Here is a 20,427-nt window from a genome sequence, read left to right on the forward strand (position 1 = left end):
AATCAAGATGCGTCATTGCTCAAGGTGCGCAGTTCGCTAAGCGCGGTGGTTACATAAATAAGTGCGATAGGACCGGTGGAGGACTGAACATCGCGCAGCGCGTGGTCCACGTCGGCGGCAACGAATTCCACAGCAGTCTTCACCGATAATGTCGACGTGGAAAGGTTCTGGAAATCGGCAAGCATCGCTCTCACAGCAAGAAGCGTCTGCTCAGTCTGAAGGATCTGGTTGTCCAGAGTACGAATCTGGCCGAAAACCTCGTTGACCCTGTCATTGGCCTGCGAAAGCAGCACACCCATGGCAATCAGGCCTGGAATGCCAGCCAGCCCTAGAAAACCGTAATATTTCATCTTGTCCTTGATGCTGTCCACCTCACTTTGTGCGGATTGCAACTGCCCCTGCAAACCGGCGCGCTGCGCATCGAGACTGGCCGAAACGGCCGCCAGCGTCTGGCTGCCCGCAGTCACCTTCGTGTAATACTCCGTCGTTGATGCGTCGGCAGCAGCCGTAATCGGCCCGAGATACTTGAGTTCAGCCTGCACGTTGTTCAGCGTCTGAACAATTCCGTCACGGGTCGTTGGGTCTGGATGTCCGTTGCTAGTCACCAGCTTGGCCTGCACATCGGTCATGGCAATGGTCGCAGCGGCTGAAATCGACAGCACCTTGTTCTGCATATCAACAAGTTGCGGCTTCAGGTTCGTTTTGAAATCGATAGCGAGGCTTTTAAGGGCGTTGGCCTCAGGAGGAAGGTTCGTAAGCCCCAGTATGTGGTCGGCAGTGGCCGAGGCCGCATTGATGGTTTGGGTAAGCGGTCCGTTGCTCATGCGAAACATCTCTCCTGCTGAAATGGGTGTGATCGTTCATGGGAAAAGCCCACTGCCCCGCCATCTGCGGAAGGGCAGCGAGCATCCTGGGCCGTTAGGCTGCGTTCTGGCGGGCGACTTCCATGAGGAAGGGGCCGATATTGGTGTTGGCAGGAGCAACCAGATTGATGACGCCGGTCATCTGGCTCTTGATAACGCTGGTATCCTGCAGCACGGTCTGCACGTCACCCTGCGCTTGCGTCAGGAATATCTGGCGCAGCATGCCGGTGTTGATGATGCCCTTTTCAAGGTCCTCGGCCAGATGCCCCAGATCTGCAGACAGGAAGCTCCAGGCATTCTCCATGTCCGATGCCGCCTGCACGGCGCTGCTGGCCTTCGTCTGCAGACCACCAATGGCGCCGCTAATGCCGGCGGTCACCTTGACCTCGTTTTGCAGGTTGACCTTCTGGGTCAGCAACTCGCCCTTGCTGTTGTTCAGATTGGAAAGAATGATCGCTGATGCAACTTCGCCGCCAATACCAGCGGCCATGATGCCGATGCCAGCAGCAACCAGCGGCGTTGAGGTTCCGGCAGTAACAAAGCCTGCAACGCCACCAACAGCTGCCACGAAGGCACCGCCCACAATCGCGATACCGCTGATCACGATACCGGCGATGGCACCATCGATCTTGGACTGGATACTGTCGAGCTGGTTGTCGAGGTCGGCCAAAACGCCTTTGTCACCGCCAACGACCGCGTTCAAACTTGTGGTGGCAGCACTGAAATTGCCCGCATCCATCCCCACCGCCGTGTGGAATTTGGTCAGCGCGGCAACCACATCCTTGGCCTGTTTCTGGTACTCAATGGTTTGATCTTTCATCCCGTTAAGGGTGTCCAGCCATTCCTTTTCCGTGGCAGATGGCGGCATCACAGTCGCAACAGCCTGATACAGATTATAGTAGCTGGAAATATTGGTGATGTTGGTAATGATTTGCGGCTGAATAATCTTGATGTAACTGACCGCATTGTCACGCGCCGAACCGAGATAGCCGTTGATCTGCGTTTCGTTCGGCTTCAACTTGGTCAGCGTGCCGAAATCCACATTGGGCTGCTGCAGAACGCTGTTGCAATAGTTCAGCACGGTCAGCCCTTGCGCGGACTGCTTCTGGTTGGCCTCATTGGCACTGGTATTGTTCGCTTTCAAAGCGGCCAGAAGTGGAAGGTTCTTGGGCGAGGCATATAACATGGAATCATCTCCTATTTTCCCAGGTTTGTTGAGGCAGAATGCGAACAGATCAGGCGATGATCATCTTCTTCATCTCTTGAAGTTCGCTGTTAAGGGCATCCCACAGCGGCTCGGCTCTCAGAGCCTGCTTGGCCAGTGCGGCGGCGGCGGCAGCGTCGGTCACGCTGACAATGGATGCCGAGAAGCCAGTGAGGTTGGCTTCAACCGACAGGTAGGAAATACTGATGTCCTGGCTGGCCGTGGCCGAAAGCGGCACCATGGCGGCAAACAGGTCATTCTGAACTTCAACGGCCTTGGCTACGGCCAGCACAGCCTCGTCCTGCGCCAGTTTTTGATAGGCTGCAGCCAGTTTTTCGTTGTTGGCGTTCAGGTCCTTTTCCGCCTGCGAAAGCTTGGAAGCACCGCTCGCCACCGCCTTGATGGCTAGCACGGCGAATGTGTCGTCATTTGCCGAAGCCTTCAGGACTGGCCCATCCTTCTTCGCGTCCGCCTCATCCTTATTCGGCTCGGGCTCATCCTTTTTCGAGTCAGGATCGTCTTTCTTCGGATCTGGCGCGACGGTAAGCTTGGTGATCTCGGTCAGCATGCCCACCACGAGATTTGTCACCCCACCACCGATTTCCTGCCCACCGGCAACGATGTCGGCGATGTTCTGGTTGATGGCCTTGCGCAACGCATCGATGTCTTCGAGCGTCTTCTTGGCGGCTGCCGTCAGATCGGATTCGACCTGTTTCAAAGCCTCGCGATAGCTGGTCACATATTGCGCCAGCGAGTGGTCGAGCGAGGCGGCCTTGGTCGCCAGTGTCGCCGTTGCGACGGACTGACTATAGGCCTGATCGGAAAGCATGGCGTAGGCTGAGGTTGCAGAAGACCGGGCCTTGTCGTTGGTGGCCGCCAACTCAATCTCACCAGCAGTGACCTTGATGGTAACTGAGGCCAGAGCGCACATGTGGTAGCCGCCAGCAATTGCGGAAATATAACCGTAGCCGCCATTGATGATCTGGTCGTAAAAATACGCGGCCTGCCGTTTCATCCGGCTCTGGAACTCGATGATCTGCGTTTCCAGACCCCTGTCCACGCCACTGAAGTGAAGCGTTTCCTGCATCATCACGGTTTCAGCGTAGAGTTGTCCACGCACGAATTGATCCGTGGCAGCCGTATAGACAGTCTGTAGATTTCCCGCACCAACCGGGTTCACATCGGCATGTCGCGCCGACCTCACAAGTTTCGCTAATCCCACCATGATGCAGCCTTTCCCTGGCAAAAATAAAGAACATCGAAGCAAGCCGCGTCGCCGCGTGGAAAAAGGATGAAAACATCCTAAGGTTGCTTATTTCGTGGAGTGCTCTCTATACGAGCGCGGCAAAGGGCGCAAGTGATTTTCAATTATTTGATGTGGTGGGTTAATAAAATATGCAACCTGTGAGCAAGTCAGGAATAGGGAAAATGGCCGTTCCATTGGTGGCTATTGCGATGTTGCAAGCCGCGTGTCCGACTGCCGGAAGAGAGATATTTCACGTCAATTCAATGGGATAAACCGTAGTGGGTAACGTCGTGGCAATGCTGCCCCCAACATCAAGCCTGAAAAACTTTCATTCAAAATCAGTTACTTACCTAAAAAATGCAAAAACTCGCGAAAAATCGATCCACACTTTCTCAATGGTCCCAAAACTGGGCGCACACTGTGTCCGTTCCGCCCTCGGATACACCGCAAGGCGTTGCGGCGAGGCGGAACCGGCGCTGGTGGTGAAAGGCTACGCAACCTTTCATTATCGGGGTCCGGCAGCGAATCCCCCCGGCGGCAACGGGTGGCGGGCAACACCGGTTTCGGACCGGCTGGTGTTACCCTCCCGAAGTTCGAACCGGATTGACGTGCCTGCCTTGAATGCCCTTGCGGGGTTCGAGATCCAGGTCATGGCAATCCTGTTTGTCCGCCGCCGGGTGTACCGACAGCTCATCGGCACTGGTCGAACGCGACCATCAGGTGCTTGAAGCGAAAGTCAGGCGGTACACAGGAACACGCTGCATCTGCCCCGCGCCAAAAATGGCGCGGACAGATCGATCCTTCAGCCCTGCCGGTGGTGGGGCGGAAGAGTATCGAAGGCAGGTGCGGTTGAACTGGCGGCGGCATTCTTTCAACGGAATGCCGCAACCCGGAGGGTTAAGGGTTGGGCCTTGAAAAAGTCCGACCGTTTCTGCGGCAAGATTTCAACCTTTGCCATCCGGGATTGCCAGCCGTGGCAAGAGGATCGTGGGCGGACATAAACCGCTGAACGGGGCGCTGAAAGGTGCCAATACTAAACTACCCAACGAGGCAACTTCCAGCGCCCCGTCCGAAATACCCATGGCCGCAAAAGGCGATGGTCAGAAAGAAAAGATCAAGCCACGGGCAGATGCTGCCGCGTGAACGGCGAAGCTTGGCCAGAGAGTCGCCGTGTTTTTTGACAGTATGGATGAAGAAACCGGATGAGCAGTGAAGCGCAACCTACCCTCACTCACCTCACCAGAAACGCCCTGAAGTCATTCACATTCGTCCCCGTAGCCCCCGGCACGAACAAATCTCCCGCAAGATCGAAGGCAGACCATGCGTCATGGCCAGACAGAAATGCTCTGGCGTCACCGCCCGCGGCAAGAATACGGGCAACGCTCCTTCCATCGGCAAAAGCCCCCGCATTGTCCTGAGACCCATCAATACCATCGGTATCTGCCGCAAGCGCAGTGAAGCCCTCGAACCCCTGCAGATCGAGCGCGGCAGACAGCAGAAATTCACTGTTGCGCCCGCCCTTGCCATAACCACCGCTCCCGATCGTCACGGTCGTTTCACCGCCGGAAAGCAACACAATCGGCTTTTCAAACGCAGCGTTGCCAGCAAATTCCCGGACCAATGCCGCATGCATGCGGCCAATGTCCCTCGCCTCACCCTCGATGCTGTCGGAAAGGATCAGCGGATTCACACCGTGGCTGCAGGCAAGGTTTGCGGCTGCTTCCAGCGACACCCGGGCCGAGGCTATGACATGGACCTCGTGACCATTAAAGACGGCATCACCGGGCTTTGGAGCCTGCGCACCGCCGATACTTTCAACAATGCGCTGAGGAAGGTCAATGCGGTAATCGCGGATCGCCCGCAGTGCCTCTTGCGCTCCGCTTTCATCCGGCACCGTCGGGCCAGAGGCCACGAAGGCAGGGTTATCACCAGGCACATCCGATACGACGAGGGACACGACACGCGCCGGATAAGCCAGTGCGGCAAGCCTTCCACCCTTGATGCGGGAAAAATGCTTGCGCACCACATTCATGGCCGAGATCGGTGCGCCGGAGGCCAGCAGCGCTTCATTGAGCGCGATCTCATCGGCAAGAGAAAAACCTTCAGGCGGCGCTGGCAACAGCGCCGATCCCCCGCCGGAAATCAGCGCGATCACCAGATCGTCGGCGGTCAGTCCGCTGACTTTGGCCATCAGCGCCTGCGCGGCCACAATCCCGGCTTCATCCGGCACCGGGTGGGCAGATTGCAGAATGGTGGTGCGCTCGCAAGCTGCAATGCTTCCATGGCGCGCCACGACAAGCCCGTCGAACGGGTGCTGCCATGCGCGCTCAAACGCCTGCGCCATCTGGCTTGCTGCCTTGCCCGCACCGATGACCAAGGTCCGGCCTTTCGGCTTCTCGGGCAAATGCCGCAGGATCGCCTCGTAAGGATCAGCCGCCTTCACGGCCTCGGAAAAAAGCGCCTCCAAAAACGCACGCGGATCAGCAATCACCTCGGTCCTCCCCTCGGAATCATCAGGCACAGAATGGGCCGCGCCTTTGCCATCTGCAAGTCGGCAAGTGCCACGCCGGTTCGGTTCGCGTCGGGATTGAACTTCTGCCCGGGTCAAACGTTCGCCAATAGATCCAGAAAAGACATCGGAGGCAACCATGACAAACACCGACAATCTCGGACCGGAATATCACAACAACCCGGATAAGGACCGCTTGAAGGGCCCCCGCTTTGTCTGGTCCCGCAAAAAGTCCAAGCCATGGAGTTTCACCATGTTCGCCATTCTGGCGCTGATCATCGCAGCAGGCGCCATGGCAGTCAGCTATCTTGTGTTGTCGCATCCCGGCAAGCCGGAGCCGAATGTCGGTATCGAAGAGCCAGTTCAGCCTTGATTGTGACGGGTCAGACGAGCAATTGCGCGCCGAACTGTGCATCATGCAATCGGCTATATGGCCCCTTGGATGCCAGCAATTCCTCATGATTGCCGGTCTCGACAATACCGGTCTCATCCACCACCACGATGCGCGTCGCATCTCTGATTGTGGCGAGGCGGTGAGCAATCACCAGCGTGGTGCGGCCCGACGCGAGTTCGCTGAGAGACGCCTGAATCGCTCGCTCCGTCTCGGTATCAAGCGCAGACGTGGCTTCGTCCAGAATCAGAATCGGCGGGTTTTTCAGGAACATGCGCGCAATCGACATGCGCTGTTTCTGCCCACCCGAAAGCTTCACGCCACGCTCGCCGATGACCGTATCCATGCCCTCAGGCATTCCGTCGATAACGCTTTCCAGCCGGGCACGGCGCGCCGCTTCCCATATCTCGGCTTCGCTAGCACCCAGACGACCATATTCGATATTCTCGCGGATCGTACCGCCGAACAGGAACACATCCTGCTGCACGATGCCGATTTGGCTCCGCAGCGATGCCAGCGTCATCTTCCTGATATCGATGCCGTCGATGCAAATCGCACCACCCGTGACCTCATAAAAACGCGGCAGCAGGGAGCAGAGCGTCGTTTTGCCCGCACCGGACGGACCAACGAAAGCGACCGTTTCCCCCGCACGAATACTGAGGTCGATGCCACCAAGCACCTGTTTGCCATCGCTATAACCGAAGCTGACATTGGCATAGGTGATTTCGCCGCGAAGCGCTGGGGCCTCGATGGCGTCAGGCGCATCAGCAATGTCAGGCTCGGTATCGACCAGCTCGGTAAAGCGCCGAAATCCGGCAATGCCCTTGGGATAGGTTTCGATGACGGAATTGATCTTTTCAACCGGGCGGAAGAACACGTTGACGAGAAGCAGAAAACCAACGAACCCGCCAGCGGTCAGGTCGCCCGTCAGCACCAACCACGCGCCGCAAATCATGATGATCATCTGCGTCAGGCGCATGCTCATATAGCTCAGCGACGTGCTTGCCGCCATGATCTTGTAGGCGTTGAGCTTGGTCTGGCGATACCGCTGGTTATCCTCTTCGAACAAAGCGCGCTCATGGTCTTCATTGGCAAAGGCCTGCACGACGCGCATGCCGCCGACATTTTCTTCGATGCGCGCATTGAACGCGCCGACGCGGCCATAGAGAGCCCGGAAATTGTTGGTCATGCGGCTACCATAACGGCTCGTAACCCAAGCCGTAATCGGCACGATGGCAGCCGTAACCAGTGCCAGGGGAACGTTGACCGACATCATCAGCAGGAATGCGCCAAGGAAGGTCATGATGGCGATGAACAGGTCTTCCGGCCCATGATGAGCCACTTCGCCGATTTCCTCGAGGTCCTTCGTCAAACGCCCCACCAGATGCCCGGTCTTCTGATTGTCGAAAAAGCCGAAGGAAAGTTTCTGAAGATGATCGAAGGCGCGGCGGCGCATATCGGTTTCGATATTGATGCCCAGCATATGTCCCCAATAGGTGACGATCGCCATCAGGCCCGTATTGAGGACGTAGATGATCAGAAGGCCGATGGAGGCGAGCAGAATAAGCTGCCAGTCACCCGCTGGCAGAAGCACATCCACAAATGCCTTCACCGCCATCGGAAATCCGAGTTCTAGGATGCCCGACAGCACGGCACAGGAGAAATCCACAATGAACAGGCGCCGGTATGGTTGGTAGAATGAGAAAAAACGGCGAAGCATGGGATATCGTCCACTATGGTGTGGCAGGGCCACTCAATGCTGAAACTTTACCCCAACTCTCATATTTCAATGAGCTGGCCAAGTCTCGTTGCGATATTTTTACGAAATTCGTTCAATAAAGCGTGCGAACAATATAAAAACGAAATGCTGCTAGACTATGTTGTGAACCGAACACCATATAGCGACAGAACCCAATCTGTCCGGGGAATGCGAAAGAGACGTTGTTGAACAAGCCAGACAATCACAAAAAGACCAGCGAACCAAGATGGCTTGGTCCCGCCTCACACGGACGTACCGCGCTGGTGCCGCCCATTTCCGCAGCCCGCTGGCTTCTTGTGCTGGTTGTTCTGGCCGGAATCTACTTCTTCTACGGCTTTCTCGTGCCTGTGCTGGCGGCACTCGTCATCGGTTTTGCCAGCTGGCCTGTCTATCGTGAATTGCTGCGTCGTGTCGGCGGCAACACTTCGGTCGGGGCGACGATCGCGCTTCTGCTCATCATCACATTTCTTATCGTGCCGATTTTCATCGCCGCATCCTATACCGCAAGCGAAATCCGCGAATGGTTCGGCTGGGCGGTGGAGGTCAACAAGGTCGGCGCTCCCGTTCCCCAATGGATCGCTGCGCTGCCAGGCGTCGGCGTATGGATGAGCGAGCAGTGGATCCGTTATGTCGGCACACCCGGCGCCATCGGTGAAGTGATTCAGCTCGTCAGCGGCGCCAATATCGGCAACATCTACCGCGCCATTGTTGCCGCTGGTAACGGTGCCTTCCATCTGATGCTGACGCTGCTGTTCATGCTGATCGCGCTGTTTTTCGTCTATCGAAACGGTGCAAGCTTCGCGCGCCAGATCGATCTGGTCGGTGAACGCATTCTGCCGACCCGCTGGGAACGAATCTCCCGCGTGGTGCCAGCCACCATCAGCTCGACCGTTACCGGGATGACGCTGATTGCGATTGGCGAAGGCATTATTCTCGGCGTGGCCTACTGGATTGCAGGCGTTCCCTCGCCCGTTACACTCGGCGTTCTGACAGGTGTCATGGCGCTCATCCCCGGTGGCGCGCCGCTGTCTTTCACGCTGGTTTCGGTCTATCTGGTTGCCAGCGGCTCTGTGCCTGAAGGCATCGCCCTCTTCGCATGGGGCTCGATTGAACTCTTCATCGTCGACAAGACCATCCGCCCTCGCCTCGTCGGCGGCCCCATCAAGCTGCCGTTTCTGCCGACCTTCTTCGGTCTGGTTGGTGGTGTGAAAACCATGGGCTTCCTTGGCCTCTTCATCGGCCCAGTTTTGATGGCGCTGCTGGTTGCGGTGTGGCGCGAATGGGTGCGCGAAGTGGAAATTGCGGCTATAGAAGCCGAGGCGATTGAAGCCACGCCCGACATCGTAGAGCCGCCGCCGCTGCGAAAAACAGCGACGTGAGGTTACGTCAGTCAGGCCCTTTCTGGCTCAGAGCTTTAATTCCATGAACATGCTGAGCGGATCGGGCTTATAGGGCGCGAAGGGTTCGATTTCGACAAAACCTGCCTTGCGATAAAGGCCGATGGCCTCGGGCTGGCTGATGCCGGTTTCGAGGCGGATGGCGCTGAGGCGCAGCTCTCGCCCGCGAGCAATGATAGCGTCCATCATCAACCGACCGATCTTGAGGCCTCTCGCCTGTGGATCGACAAACATGCGTTTGATTTCGCCCGTGCCGTCCCCGGCCTCGACAAGAGCGCAGCATCCGACGATCTGGCCCTCATTGCGGGCCACGAAGAAGGAAACTGTCGGCTTCTCCAGCGTGTCGATATCCACCATGTGGTTGCTTTCCGCCGGATAAAGCGAGGCCATATAGGCATTCGACAAGTCGATAAGGCGCAGGACTTCTGGCTGGCGCGGCGGTTCAAGCTTGATATCCACTGGCATACGGGTTCCCATTTATTTTTCAACAGCACGATCCTGCGTCGCAATAAGACTGCAATTCCGCTAGATCAGGATGGCTTGTAAGATAATTCATCCGGCAGAGGCAACCGTGACCCCATGAGAACAGCGCTTGTATTGATGACCATTCTCGGCTGCGATGACAGCGCGACCGATTGCCAGCATGTCGCCACCCTTCAGCAGCGCTGGACCAGCATCGAGCTCTGCGATGCCGAATCCGAAACCAAGCTGGGCGACTTCGTCAACGCATCCTATCCGGTGATTGTTGCCGTGTGTCAGACACCGGAGGAGCCGCAGAGCGGGCTGGCCAAAGCCGAACCGCAAACGCCAGATACATCCACCCTGGCACCAGCACTGGCGCCACAGGAAGAACAGACGCTGACGCAAAAAGCGATCACCCGTGTGCGCCGCATTCTGCCTTCGACCGAGGGTGTAAAGGAAGTTCTGGGCAAGCCGGTGCGCATGGTGGAAGACAGCTATTCCTGGATCGCCCGTCGCCTGTCCAACTGATTTTATCAGCGATCTATCAAGCAGCCTCGGCTGTGATGGTGGTGGAGAGAGAGCGGGCGCGGTGGCGTTGTTGGGCCATTTGCAGCTTCTCGACCATATGCAGAAGCTCGCGCATGGTTGCGTCCGCATCGGCATTGGAAAATTTCGAAAGAAGCCCGGACGAGAGTTCTGCGACCGGGTCGGCATAAGGTGCCTCAGCCGCCTCGCGCCACAGACGCGTTGCTTCCATGAAGATATCCAGAACCGGCCCGAAAAGCCCGGTGGATTGAAACAGCGCCTTCAATGCGTGGTGGCGACCTGTGCCGAGGATGGAACGGACCTGACGTTCACCAAGGCCGGACAGGTTGGAAATGGCTTGCGCAAAAAATGCGACCTTGCCCGAACACAAAAGGCTCATGAGGAAGGCTGGCGTCAGGTCGCCCTTCTCTCGCAAATGTTCCACCAGCATAGGCATGGCTTCTGCCGTGACATCGCCAGCGATCTGGACGGTGGCGGCATCGGAGGCATCACGAATGACAGCACCGAGGCGCGTTGGATGCACAGCGTGGCAGACCAGATTGGATGCGGCCAGTGCCGCTCCGATATGACCGACGATGGCGTAGCGCACATCTGCCGGCAAATCGGCTCTGTCTAACAGAAGGTCGCGAATTTCGGCGTCATGGGCATGGCGCTCGGCAATGCGGCGCAAGGTGAACGGCGTGATGCGGGCACTGCTGTTTTCCAGAAGAATGGAAAGCTCCAGCACATCGCTGATTTCAGCAAGGGCACCGCAAGCGCCGGGCTCCAGGAACGGACGCGCCGCAATCATTGCCCGGGTGATGGCTGTGCCATTGCCAATGAGATCCACCAGATCGGTCTCACGCAGCACAGGGGAATGAATGATGACGACGCAGGCGACTTCCGGCTTGTCTTCGGCAAGCGAGACAATGATGGAGCGGGGTGCAAAGGGAGAATATGCCAGCGTTTCTGCAAGCGCCGACCGCACCTTGGGAGATGGGTCATCCAGCAGATAGGTCATCGCATCGAAGGCGCTCTCCTGCCGATCCTGCGGCAGCGACGACTGGAGATAAGCCTCGGCAAGAGCCGTTGCCGCCTTGGATCTGTCGCCAGACCGAGCCTTTTCAGACCAACGTAGAAATGCTTGTACGATCACCCTGCGCCCCACCAACAGACAAATCCGGCTGTCCCGGCAGATAAGGTCGCATGCGACTCGTTTCCGCCTTCTGACTGCCAAACCTAGGGGCAAATGGTTTACGTTTGGTTTACCATATTTCTGAGCAACTTACGCGCTTCGTCACTCACCGGTCAGCGGGGCGTGTGAGTTGGAAAACATCCGTGCCGCCATCGGAATAATCGCGATAACCCATGCGGGCAACGGGCCGTGCGCGGGCCATATCGATGCGCCCGTTTTCGATGACCGCTTCATCGATATGGATGCCCACGACCTGACCAAAGACAATCCACGTCTCCGCTTCCAGACCGTTCACATCGACAGGACGCATGATCTGCGTGACCTGACATTCCAGCGCCGCATAGGCTTCTGCGACGCGGGGCGCATCCACGATCGTTCCCTGCTGCGCCGTCAGCCCGGCAAGCTCGAATTCATCGACACCGTAATCCACCGGGGCGGATGATGTGTTCATCTGCTCCACAAGGTGGCGACTGACGAGATTGGCGGTGAAGACGCCGGTTTCCTCGACATTGCGGACACTGTGCTTATGGCCGCTGGATGCGAACATGATGAGCTTTGGCGTATCCGCCACGGCGTTGAAAAAGGAATAGGGTGCAAGATTGAGCGAACCATCCCTGCCCTTCGAGCCAATCCAGCCAATGGGGCGCGGCGCAACGATGGCCTTGAAAGGATCGTGCGCCAGGCCATGCAGGTTTGTGTCCGCTGCGTAAAACATTAGGCCTCACCCACCCATGTTACCACATCGCCAAGCTGCGGGCGCGGACGCTCGACCGGCGGAAAAGTGGTGGAACCGATATAGATGAAACCGGCAATCTTCTCGCCCGGATTCACACCCAGCGCCGGAAAAATGGCTTCGTCGTAAGCGACCCATTCGGTCAGCCAATTGGCAGCATAGCCATTGGCATTGGCTGCAAACAACATGTTGAGGCAGACGGCACCGGCTGACATGACCTGCTCCCATTCGGGAATTTTAACATGCGGCGCCGCCGTGCTGACAACGGCGATGACGACGGGTGCGCGGGTAAAGCGGGTGCGTTCAACGGCCTGATGATCGGCACTGAGGTCCGGTGTCTTTTCCAGCGCACGGGCCAAAACCGCCTCACCCAGCCGCTCACGCTCGCCACCCCGGTAAACGATGAAGCGCCACGGAGCGATTTTTCCATGGTCCGGCACGCGCACCGTAAGACGCAGGATCTCCTCGATCTCAGCACGCTCAGGGCCGGGCTCGGTCAGCTGTGGTGCAGGCGTTGACCGACGAATATTCAGGTAATCGATAAGGGTGATGTTGTCTTTCATGACAGAACCGTTCCATTGTCATACATGTAAAATTAAGAGCCTTGAAATAGCCACCGCGTTACGTTTGAAGTGGTCCTAGAAAAACAAGAAGTCAATGCGGTCAAGAGAAATGACGTTCATCAAAATTGCGACTGGCCTTTGTGTGGCGCTGGCTTTGAGCGCCGCGCCGATGGGTGTTGCATTCTCGCAGGATGCCTTCAAGGACTTCAAACAGCTGGGCGGCACGCAGAAAATGCCCAAGCTGAACGCATTTACTGCCCCAACCGCGCCCGATGCGGCAAAATCCACCTCTCGTGACATCGTCATGGAAGCCAAGCTGACCAATGACGGCCAACCCATGATGGAAGGGCTGGCATGGCGTGTGTTCAGCCCCATTCCCGGCCCTGATGGAAAGCTGCCCATGCTGGCCAGTTCCGATGGTGGCACGGCCCAGTTTCATTTGTCGCCCGGCGATTACTTCGTCAACGTTTCCTTTGGCCGCGCAGGCGTGACCAAGAAACTGAATGTGCCGACAAGCGGCAAGATCGACAAGCAGGTGCTGATTCTGGATGCCGGCGGCTTCGTTCTCAACGCCGTTGTCGGAGCCGACAAACGGATTTCCGCCAACCAGCTGAAATTTTCGGTCTACTCCTCCGACACACAGGAAGATGGCGAGCGGCGTCTTGTGATGTCCGATGTCAAGCCAAACACAGTGATCCGCCTTAATGCAGGCACCTACCATGTGGTGTCAGAATATGGCGGCATCAACGCCGTTGTGCGCGCCGATATTCAGGTGGAAGCCGGCAAGCTGACGGAAGCAACGCTTCAACACCACGCCGCACAGGTTACGCTGAAGCTCGTATCCGAACATGGCGGCGAAGCGATTGCCGATACCGCATGGTCCGTGCTCACAGGCTCTGGCGATATCGTCAATGAAAGCGTGAGCGCTTTTTCCACCATGGTGCTGGCAGACGGCGAATACACCGCCATCGCCCGCAACAAGGACAAGGTCTACCAACGCAACTTCAAGATCGCCTCGGGTCAGGATTCGGACGTGGAAGTGCTGATGAAGGATCAGGCTCCGGAAGACACGATGGGCGATTACGAGTGAGGTTGGGCGACGCAATCGTCGCCCTCTTTGTTTCACCAAACCGAATTGAACGGCAGTAGATCCTCGGGACGAGCCCGAGGATGACGGCGGTTTCGCTTAGGCAGCTTTTACCTTCGCAGCCTTGGCAGCGCGCTTGCGCTTTACGTCTGGTGGTGTTGCTTCGTCCACGAGGTTCGCGATCGCTTCTTCGAGACCGTAGGATGTCTGGGCCTGGGAGCCGAGTCGGCGGATGTTGACGGTGCGTTCTTCCGCTTCCTTCTTGCCGCAGACGATGATGACCGGGACTTTGGTGACCGAGTGTTCGCGGACCTTGTAGTTGATCTTCTCGTTGCGGAAATCGGTTTCGACGGAAAGACCGGCATCGCGCAGGGCTTCGGCGACTTCGCGACCGTAATCATCCGCATCCGATGTGATCGTCGCAACGACGACCTGCTGCGGCGCGAACCACAGTGGCATGTGACCGGCGAAGTTCTCAATGAGAATGCCGAGGAAGCGTTCCATCGAGCCGCAGATGGCGCGGTGGATCATAACCGGCTGGCGCTTTTCCGACGCCTGATCGATGTAGAATGCGCCAAAGCGTTCCGGCAGGTTGAAGTCCACCTGCGTTGTGCCGCACTGCCATTCACGACCGATGGCATCTTTCAGTGTATATTCGAACTTGGGACCGTAGAACGCGCCCTCGCCCGGCAGAATATCCGTCTTGATGCGTCCATCGGACTGCTCCTCGATGGATTTCAGAACCTCGGTCATCACGCTTTCGGCGCGGTCCCAGACGTCATCGGAACCGACGCGCTTTTCAGGGCGCGTGGACAGCTTCACCACGATTTCCTCAAAGCCGAAGTCCTTGTAGACCGACAGGATGAGTTCGTTGATGCGCAGGCACTCGGCGGCCATCTGCTCTTCCGTGCAGAAAACGTGCGCGTCATCCTGCGTGAAGCCGCGAACGCGCATCAGGCCATGCAGAGCGCCGGATGCTTCGTAACGGTGGACGTTGCCGAATTCTGCAAGGCGAACAGGTAGTTCGCGGTAAGACTTCAAGCCATGCTTGAAGATCTGTACGTGGCCGGGGCAGTTCATGGGCTTCAGGGCGAAGACGCGGTTATCGGCGGCCTCATCCTTGGGATGGGTGAAGGCGTAGGCCGATTTTACGGCAAACATGTTTTCCTGATACCAGCCCCAGTGGCCCGACGTTTCCCACAGGGAAGCATCCAGCACCTGCGGCGCGTTGACTTCCTGATAGGTGCCTTCGAGATTGCGGCGCATATAGGCCGTCAGGGTCTGGAACATGCGCCAGCCCTTGCCGTGCCAGAACACCACGCCCGGGCCTTCTTCCTGGAAGTGGAACAGGTCCATTTCGCGGCCAAGACGGCGGTGGTCGCGCTTTTCAGCTTCGGCCAGGACGTGGAGATACTGATCCAGCTCTTCCTGCGTGGCCCATGCGGTGCCGTAGATGCGTGTCAACATCGGGTTGTTGCTATCGCCACGCCAATAGGCACCGGCAACCTTCATCAGCTTGAAAGCCGTGCCGATCTGCCCTGTGTTGGCCATATGCGGGCCGCGGCAAAGGTCGAACCAGTCACCCTGATAATAGATCTTGAGGTCCTGCCCCTCGGGAATGGCATCAATCAGCTCGATCTTGTAGCTCTCACCCTTGGCGGCAAAGACTTCCTTTGCCTTTTCGCGAGACCAGATTTCGCGCGTGAAGGGCTTGGAGCGGCCGATGATTTCCTTCATCTTCTTTTCGATCTTGGGCAGATCTTCCGGCGTGAAGGGCTCGTTCTTGGCGAAATCGTAATAGAAGCCGTTTTCGATGACGGGGCCGATGGTGACCTGCGTACCGGGCCACAGCTCCTGCACGGCTTCTGCCATGACGTGGGCCGCGTCGTGGCGGATCAGCTCAAGCGCACGCTTGTCATCACGGGTGACGATTTCAATCTTGCCATCGACGATGGTGTCGGAAAGGTCGCGCACAGAGCCATCCAGCGCAATCGCGACGGCCTTCTTTGCAAGCGACTTGGAAATGGATTCGGCAACATCGCGACCGGTTGTACCAACCGGGTACTGGCGAACGGAACCATCGGGAAATGTAAGGGAAACGGCTTCAGACATCATAATTCTCCTGACCAGTCCCGCCAACGAATGCGGGTGGTGTGTTGACCGGCGCGCGCCGGGGTGTGAACGCGCGGGTGATAATGCGGAACGCGTTGTGAGTAAAGAATTTTAAGCGGAAACGGGCATCAGCCAGAAATCCCGGGCTGCCTGCGGCAGTTTGGAAAGCGCCCGATCAAAAACAACGGGATCGATGTTACGGCGCACTGCCTCGGCAACGTCTCGAATCGCAGAATCAGTCGAGAGATTGTGGTTGTAGCGAAGCGACCGCACCTCAGCCATCATCTCGGCTTCCGTGCCAAATTCCCGCATCTCTTCGGTGCTATCCCAATCACTGACGAAGATGGCGCGCAGGACCGGCGGAAGGACATTCGCAAATTCTAGAGCCTGCTGCACCGTCAAACGGCGTCGAAACACCTGAAGCACTGCTTGCAGCATGGTGTAAGCCTGATGCGATGTGCTCAGCATGGAGACCTCTTTCAGGTCCTCCACGAACCGGTCGAAATCCACCGACGCCTGACGATATTCCATCGGCATTGGCATGTCGTCACTCCCCCTCAATCCACCTTGTGGCCCGCCCGCGACCAGTAGGACCACGGCGCCCACCAGACCTGCTTTTTTTGCAAGTTCTCGCAGACGGGATCAAGCCCGCTTGTGCCGCCAGGACCACACCGGGCGACGCGAAACAGCGTCAACCAGCCACCAGCCCAGAAGCCGTGGCGGGCGATGGCCTCATATCCATATTCGGAACAGGTGGGAATGTGGCGGCAGGAGTTTCCGACGAAACCGGAAAGGGACAGCTGATAGAGCCGGATGAAGCCCATGCCCAGCAGGCGGCCGGGCGTTTTGCGGTAAGCACCGGCCCAGTTGCGCGAGCGTGACTTTCCGTGGTCGCAATCCGGTGCGTTACACATGGGTCAGGCCGGGACCTGATTCTCGGCTTCGATCTGGTCAAGACAGTCACAGACGGCATCGAAGGTTAGCAAGGTGGAGGCGTGGCGGGCTTTGTAATCCTTAACCGGTTTCAACACACGCATGTCTTCGAAACGGCCAGCAGGCCCCTCGCCGCCTTCTGTCAGCATGGCGACCATCTCATCGCGTGCGGTGCGGATTTCCGCGCTGCTTGCGCCGATGACGTGATGGGCCATGATGGATGATGATGCCTGACCAAGCGCACAGGCACGCACTTCATGGGAGAAGTCCGTCACCACGCCATCCGCCAGCTTGATATAGACCTTGACTTTGGAGCCGCACAATTTGGAGTGCTTCTGCGCGCTTGCATCCGCATCCGCCATGGCGCCTGCGAGCGGAATATTGCCTGCAAATTCGAGAATCCGGTTGCTGTAAATATCGTCCATGACCATTGTCCAATCGCGCAAGCTTGATGTTTCAAACGCTGCGTCATCTCCAGGCAAAGCTTTTCTGCCATCCATCGCCACTATATGCTATCGGACACTGACGTCATCAAGGTGCATTGATTTTAAACCATCAAACATCGATTTCATGTTGGCAGACTTGCCAAATTGACTAAAAACAACCAGATAGCAGGCGCGGCATCGCAATGATCTAGCCGCATGCTATATTCGGGAGCGGACGTTAGACCGTACCGGGAGACCAAAAGATGGATGCTATCGTGAAGAATTTTCCCGGTACTGGCACACAGAGTGGTGCAGTTGATACACGTCCGACACAGGCCGAAGCGGAAGATGCCGTGCGGGTTCTGCTACGCTGGGCGGGTGACAATCCCGAACGCGAAGGCCTGCTTGACACGCCGAAACGTGTTGCAAAATCTTACCGCGAACTGTTCAGCGGCTATCAGCTTGATGCCAGCGACGTTCTTGGGACGACATTTGAGGAAGTCGGCGGTTACGACGACATGATTCTCGTGCGCGACATTCCGTTCCATTCCCATTGCGAACACCACATGGTTCCGATCATCGGTAAGGCACATGTCGCCTATCTGCCTTCGGGCCGCGTGCTGGGCCTTTCCAAGATTGCCCGTGTCGTCGAAATCTACGGTCGCCGTTTGCAGACCCAGGAAACGATGACCGCGCAGATCTCTCAGGCTCTTGAAACATCTCTCAAGCCACGCGGCGTCGCTGTGATGATCGATGCCGAGCATATGTGCATGTCCATGCGCGGTGTGCAAAAGCAGGGTTCCACAACGTTGACCACAAGCTTCACCGGCGAGTTCAAGTCTGAACCGACCAACCAGGCCCGGTTCATGACCATGGTCTATAGCCGCTAATACGGCACTGAAGGACGGCGCGTGGCGGGCAACCGCCTCGCCGCCCTAGAGCCTTTCCGGTGAACACGAGTTCACCTTCAACGCTCTATCTGTTTGTTTTTACGCAATTCCGGACGCAAAACCGGTTCCCACTTTTGCTGGACTTGCTCTAGCATGGAGGTTCTGATGTCATCGACATTTCCGCCCGCCCCTACAGACAAGGCGAAGCTCGAAGCTGCCGGTGCGTTTTCGCCGAAATTCGATGCCAATGGCCTCGTCACCGCTGTCGTGACGGATGCGAGGGACGGTGAGCTGCTGATGGTGGCGCACATGAATGCGCAGGCACTGTCGCTGACGCTCGAAACCGGCATTGCCCACTATTACAGCCGCTCCAGAGACAAAATCTGGAAAAAGGGCGAGACGTCAGGCAATCTCCAGACCGTTCAGGAATTCCGCACCGATTGTGACCAGGATGCCGTATGGCTGAAAGTTTCCGTTGCCGGTCACGATGCGACCTGCCACACCGGACGACGCTCCTGCTTCTACAGAACCGTTACCCTCGAGAATGGCGAGGCGGTGACGACCGTTACCGATGACACGCGCCATTTCGACCCGGCGGACACCTACGGGAAGTAGACCCGTCCGCATTCTCAATCGCGTGCCTTGAGCCTTGGCGACCGGCAGGTGAACCAGACGCCAAAGGCGCTTAACAACAGAACCACTGCCACAAAAATCATCACGGCGAAGAAGCCAAGGTCGAAAGCGGCGCGGGCGGCATCTCGAATGGTCTGCCCCAACGCTGGTGTCGCAGTTGCCGCCACGACAAGCGCCTGATCCAGCCCATCAAACACCTCAGCTGGTATACCCGCCTGTCGGGGCAGATCGATATTCATGCCGTAGACAGCCGCAAGAGCGGACCCCAGCACGGCTATGCCTATGGCACCCCCAAGTTCAAAAGAAACTTCTTCGATTGATGCGGCCATGCCAGCCTGTTCTGCAGGCACATTGGCCATAATCAGCGTAGAAGCAGCTGTCATGGCTGCGCCAAGACCGAAGCCGAGCACGGCGAAGCTCGAAATCTGCGAGAGCTGCGAGAGATCCTGAAACAGAAGCGACAGGCTAAGCCCGACGCTTGCGATCAACAATCCGATCCACAGCACGTTTGTGGTGCCAAGGCGGGCCGCTAACAGCCCAGCGATGGGACCCGCAAGAAATGCGCCGAGTGGAATGGGCAGCAGTGTCAGCGCCGCCTGGAGTGGCGTGAGATCGAGGACCAATTGCAGACGTTGCGAAAGAACGAGTTGCAAACCGACAAGCGCCAACACCGTAACCATGGCCGCAGCCACGCCGGACGCAAATTGACGATCACGAAACAGGGTGAAGTCAATGAGCTTGTGGACCCGCTTATCCTGCCGGCGCTTGAAGAACGCCAGTGCAACAACGCCGAGCAGAGCTGAGAAAACCAGCGCTGACCATGAGGGTGCCTGTTTGGCGAGCTCCTTCACGGCATAGGTCAATGCGACCAGACCGACAAGGATTTGCAAAGAGCCCACTGCGTCCCACGGCTTTGAGCGGTTGCCGGGAACGGGCGGGATGACCCAAATGGTCGCCAGAAGCGCAACCACCACCACCGGGACGTTGATGAGAAACACCGATCCCCACCAGAAATATTCGAGCAACACGCCGCCCAGCACTGGTCCGAAGGCCGCACCGCCTGACGCGACCGCCGCCCAGATACCAATCGCCACAGACCGCTCATGGGCATCATCGAAGATCAGGCGGATCAGCGACAGTGTCGCGGGCATCATGCCAGCTGCGCCAACGGCCAGCAAAGCGCGAGCGGCAATGAGGACAGCGGGGTTGGGAGCAAAGGCAGCAACCAGAGAGGCTACACCGAACACGACGAGACCAACGAGGAAGAGACTTCTGTGTCCGACACGATCGCCCAGGGTTCCCGCACCCAGCAGCAGCCCCGCCATGACCAGTGGATAGGCGTTGACGATCCACAGCTTCTCAGATGCGCTGGCACCCAGTTCCGCCGTCAGCCTCGGCAATGCCGTGTAGAGGACCGTCACGTCAATCGTGATCAGAAACAGTGCGCTCGACAGGATTGAAAGGACGAACCAGCGATTGGCCGTTTGTGCCACAGGCATT

At 57.6% G+C, this 20,427-nt stretch carries 21 protein-coding genes; 7 read left to right on the top strand and 14 right to left on the bottom strand.

Annotated elements, in window-relative coordinates:
- Positions 1–2: 2 nt before the first annotated feature.
- The 3 genes from ACQZ51_RS12025 to ACQZ51_RS12035 all read right to left on the bottom strand — a co-directional run bounded on the left by ACQZ51_RS12025 (position 3) and on the right by ACQZ51_RS12035 (position 3,292).
- The gene (locus ACQZ51_RS12025; protein WP_448777441.1) at positions 3–824 is read right to left on the bottom strand and encodes a hypothetical protein; all 822 of its coding nucleotides are present in this window, start codon (positions 822–824) and stop codon (positions 3–5) included.
- A 94-nt stretch (positions 825–918) separates the two neighbouring features.
- Complete coding sequence (locus ACQZ51_RS12030; RefSeq protein WP_448777442.1) at positions 919–2,049, bottom strand: HBL/NHE enterotoxin family protein; 1,131 nt, start codon at positions 2,047–2,049, stop codon at positions 919–921.
- A gap of 49 nt (positions 2,050–2,098) precedes the next feature.
- Positions 2,099–3,292, bottom strand: coding sequence for a hypothetical protein (locus ACQZ51_RS12035; RefSeq protein WP_448777444.1), 1,194 nt, complete (start codon positions 3,290–3,292; stop codon positions 2,099–2,101).
- A 299-nt stretch (positions 3,293–3,591) separates the two neighbouring features.
- On the opposite strand from ACQZ51_RS12035, the gene ACQZ51_RS12040 reads away from it, so the two are divergent.
- The gene (locus ACQZ51_RS12040; protein ID WP_448777446.1) at positions 3,592–4,041 is read left to right on the top strand and encodes a hypothetical protein; all 450 of its coding nucleotides are present in this window, start codon (positions 3,592–3,594) and stop codon (positions 4,039–4,041) included.
- A 503-nt stretch (positions 4,042–4,544) separates the two neighbouring features.
- On the opposite strand, the gene ACQZ51_RS12045 is transcribed toward ACQZ51_RS12040, so the two are convergent.
- Complete coding sequence (locus ACQZ51_RS12045) at positions 4,545–5,804, bottom strand: glycerate kinase type-2 family protein (protein ID WP_448777448.1); 1,260 nt, start codon at positions 5,802–5,804, stop codon at positions 4,545–4,547.
- A gap of 157 nt (positions 5,805–5,961) precedes the next feature.
- On the opposite strand from ACQZ51_RS12045, the gene ACQZ51_RS12050 reads away from it, so the two are divergent.
- Positions 5,962–6,195, top strand: coding sequence for a hypothetical protein (locus ACQZ51_RS12050; protein ID WP_448777450.1), 234 nt, complete (start codon positions 5,962–5,964; stop codon positions 6,193–6,195).
- A 10-nt stretch (positions 6,196–6,205) separates the two neighbouring features.
- On the opposite strand, the gene ACQZ51_RS12055 is transcribed toward ACQZ51_RS12050, so the two are convergent.
- Entirely contained in the window at positions 6,206–7,933 is a 1,728-nt protein-coding gene (locus ACQZ51_RS12055) for an ABC transporter ATP-binding protein (RefSeq protein WP_448777452.1), read from the bottom strand.
- A 224-nt stretch (positions 7,934–8,157) separates the two neighbouring features.
- Between ACQZ51_RS12055 and ACQZ51_RS12060 the strand changes: the two genes are divergently transcribed.
- The gene (locus tag ACQZ51_RS12060) at positions 8,158–9,351 is read left to right on the top strand and encodes an AI-2E family transporter (RefSeq protein WP_448777453.1); all 1,194 of its coding nucleotides are present in this window, start codon (positions 8,158–8,160) and stop codon (positions 9,349–9,351) included.
- Positions 9,352–9,378: 27 nt separating this feature from the next.
- Here ACQZ51_RS12060 and ACQZ51_RS12065 read toward each other — a convergent pair whose 3' ends face one another.
- Positions 9,379–9,834, bottom strand: a complete 456-nt coding sequence (locus ACQZ51_RS12065) for a GNAT family N-acetyltransferase (protein WP_448777455.1) — start codon at positions 9,832–9,834, stop codon at positions 9,379–9,381.
- Positions 9,835–9,948: 114 nt separating this feature from the next.
- Here ACQZ51_RS12065 and ACQZ51_RS12070 point away from each other — a divergent pair, with 114 nt between their 5' ends.
- Complete coding sequence (locus tag ACQZ51_RS12070) at positions 9,949–10,359, top strand: hypothetical protein (protein ID WP_042619257.1); 411 nt, start codon at positions 9,949–9,951, stop codon at positions 10,357–10,359.
- 16 nt (positions 10,360–10,375) lie between these two features.
- Here the strand turns inward: ACQZ51_RS12070 and ACQZ51_RS12075 are convergent, their stop codons facing one another.
- The 3 genes from ACQZ51_RS12075 to ACQZ51_RS12085 all read right to left on the bottom strand — a co-directional run bounded on the left by ACQZ51_RS12075 (position 10,376) and on the right by ACQZ51_RS12085 (position 12,847).
- On the bottom strand, positions 10,376–11,527 hold the full coding sequence (locus ACQZ51_RS12075; protein WP_448777457.1) for a DUF2336 domain-containing protein: 1,152 nt from the start codon (positions 11,525–11,527) through the stop codon (positions 10,376–10,378).
- Positions 11,528–11,657: 130 nt separating this feature from the next.
- Positions 11,658–12,266 (bottom strand): flavin reductase family protein, encoded by a 609-nt coding sequence (locus ACQZ51_RS12080; RefSeq protein WP_448777459.1) that lies wholly within the window; start codon positions 12,264–12,266, stop codon positions 11,658–11,660.
- Entirely contained in the window at positions 12,266–12,847 is a 582-nt protein-coding gene (locus ACQZ51_RS12085) for a nitroreductase family protein (RefSeq protein ID WP_448777460.1), read from the bottom strand. The genes ACQZ51_RS12080 and ACQZ51_RS12085 overlap by 1 nt, the downstream gene beginning before the upstream one ends.
- A 109-nt stretch (positions 12,848–12,956) precedes the next feature.
- Between ACQZ51_RS12085 and ACQZ51_RS12090 the strand changes: the two genes are divergently transcribed.
- Positions 12,957–13,937: a hypothetical protein gene (locus ACQZ51_RS12090; RefSeq protein ID WP_448777462.1), complete on the top strand. Its 981-nt coding sequence runs from the start codon at positions 12,957–12,959 to the stop codon at positions 13,935–13,937.
- A 96-nt stretch (positions 13,938–14,033) separates the two neighbouring features.
- Here ACQZ51_RS12090 and thrS read toward each other — a convergent pair whose 3' ends face one another.
- From thrS to ACQZ51_RS12110, 4 genes are all read right to left on the bottom strand, one after another.
- Entirely contained in the window at positions 14,034–16,046 is a 2,013-nt protein-coding gene (gene thrS, locus ACQZ51_RS12095) for a threonine--tRNA ligase (RefSeq protein ID WP_448777463.1), read from the bottom strand.
- A gap of 111 nt (positions 16,047–16,157) precedes the next feature.
- Entirely contained in the window at positions 16,158–16,589 is a 432-nt protein-coding gene (locus ACQZ51_RS12100; protein WP_448777465.1) for a DUF2267 domain-containing protein, read from the bottom strand.
- A gap of 14 nt (positions 16,590–16,603) precedes the next feature.
- The gene (yidD, locus tag ACQZ51_RS12105; protein WP_448777467.1) at positions 16,604–16,960 is read right to left on the bottom strand and encodes a membrane protein insertion efficiency factor YidD; all 357 of its coding nucleotides are present in this window, start codon (positions 16,958–16,960) and stop codon (positions 16,604–16,606) included.
- A 3-nt stretch (positions 16,961–16,963) separates the two neighbouring features.
- Positions 16,964–17,404 (bottom strand): iron-sulfur cluster assembly scaffold protein, encoded by a 441-nt coding sequence (locus tag ACQZ51_RS12110; RefSeq protein WP_448777469.1) that lies wholly within the window; start codon positions 17,402–17,404, stop codon positions 16,964–16,966.
- A 263-nt stretch (positions 17,405–17,667) separates the two neighbouring features.
- Here ACQZ51_RS12110 and folE point away from each other — a divergent pair, with 263 nt between their 5' ends.
- Complete coding sequence (folE, locus tag ACQZ51_RS12115) at positions 17,668–18,294, top strand: GTP cyclohydrolase I FolE (RefSeq protein WP_448777470.1); 627 nt, start codon at positions 17,668–17,670, stop codon at positions 18,292–18,294.
- Between the two features lie 165 nt (positions 18,295–18,459).
- Entirely contained in the window at positions 18,460–18,909 is a 450-nt protein-coding gene (gene hisI, locus ACQZ51_RS12120) for a phosphoribosyl-AMP cyclohydrolase (RefSeq protein WP_448777472.1), read from the top strand.
- Positions 18,910–18,923: 14 nt separating this feature from the next.
- On the opposite strand, the gene ACQZ51_RS12125 is transcribed toward hisI, so the two are convergent.
- On the bottom strand, positions 18,924–20,426 hold the full coding sequence (locus tag ACQZ51_RS12125; protein ID WP_448777474.1) for an MFS transporter: 1,503 nt from the start codon (positions 20,424–20,426) through the stop codon (positions 18,924–18,926).
- Between the last annotated feature and the right edge of the window lies 1 nt (position 20,427).

This window comes from Agrobacterium sp. CG674 (assembly GCF_053521645.1).

Coding starts and splice junctions, on each gene's coding strand:
- ACQZ51_RS12025 (WP_448777441.1), bottom strand. CDS start 824: ATGAGCAACGGACCGCTTACCCAAACCATCAATGCGGCCTCGGCCACT.
- ACQZ51_RS12030 (WP_448777442.1), bottom strand. CDS start 2,049: ATGTTATATGCCTCGCCCAAGAACCTTCCACTTCTGGCCGCTTTGAAA.
- ACQZ51_RS12035 (WP_448777444.1), bottom strand. CDS start 3,292: ATGGTGGGATTAGCGAAACTTGTGAGGTCGGCGCGACATGCCGATGTG.
- ACQZ51_RS12050 (WP_448777450.1), top strand. CDS start 5,962: ATGACAAACACCGACAATCTCGGACCGGAATATCACAACAACCCGGAT.
- ACQZ51_RS12055 (WP_448777452.1), bottom strand. CDS start 7,933: ATGCTTCGCCGTTTTTTCTCATTCTACCAACCATACCGGCGCCTGTTC.
- ACQZ51_RS12065 (WP_448777455.1), bottom strand. CDS start 9,834: ATGCCAGTGGATATCAAGCTTGAACCGCCGCGCCAGCCAGAAGTCCTG.
- ACQZ51_RS12070 (WP_042619257.1), top strand. CDS start 9,949: ATGAGAACAGCGCTTGTATTGATGACCATTCTCGGCTGCGATGACAGC.
- ACQZ51_RS12080 (WP_448777459.1), bottom strand. CDS start 12,266: ATGTTTTACGCAGCGGACACAAACCTGCATGGCCTGGCGCACGATCCT.
- ACQZ51_RS12085 (WP_448777460.1), bottom strand. CDS start 12,847: ATGAAAGACAACATCACCCTTATCGATTACCTGAATATTCGTCGGTCA.
- ACQZ51_RS12090 (WP_448777462.1), top strand. CDS start 12,957: ATGACGTTCATCAAAATTGCGACTGGCCTTTGTGTGGCGCTGGCTTTG.
- thrS (WP_448777463.1), bottom strand. CDS start 16,046: ATGTCTGAAGCCGTTTCCCTTACATTTCCCGATGGTTCCGTTCGCCAG.
- ACQZ51_RS12100 (WP_448777465.1), bottom strand. CDS start 16,589: ATGCCAATGCCGATGGAATATCGTCAGGCGTCGGTGGATTTCGACCGG.
- yidD (WP_448777467.1), bottom strand. CDS start 16,960: ATGTGTAACGCACCGGATTGCGACCACGGAAAGTCACGCTCGCGCAAC.
- ACQZ51_RS12110 (WP_448777469.1), bottom strand. CDS start 17,404: ATGGACGATATTTACAGCAACCGGATTCTCGAATTTGCAGGCAATATT.
- folE (WP_448777470.1), top strand. CDS start 17,668: ATGGATGCTATCGTGAAGAATTTTCCCGGTACTGGCACACAGAGTGGT.
- hisI (WP_448777472.1), top strand. CDS start 18,460: ATGTCATCGACATTTCCGCCCGCCCCTACAGACAAGGCGAAGCTCGAA.
- ACQZ51_RS12125 (WP_448777474.1), bottom strand. CDS start 20,426: ATGCCTGTGGCACAAACGGCCAATCGCTGGTTCGTCCTTTCAATCCTG.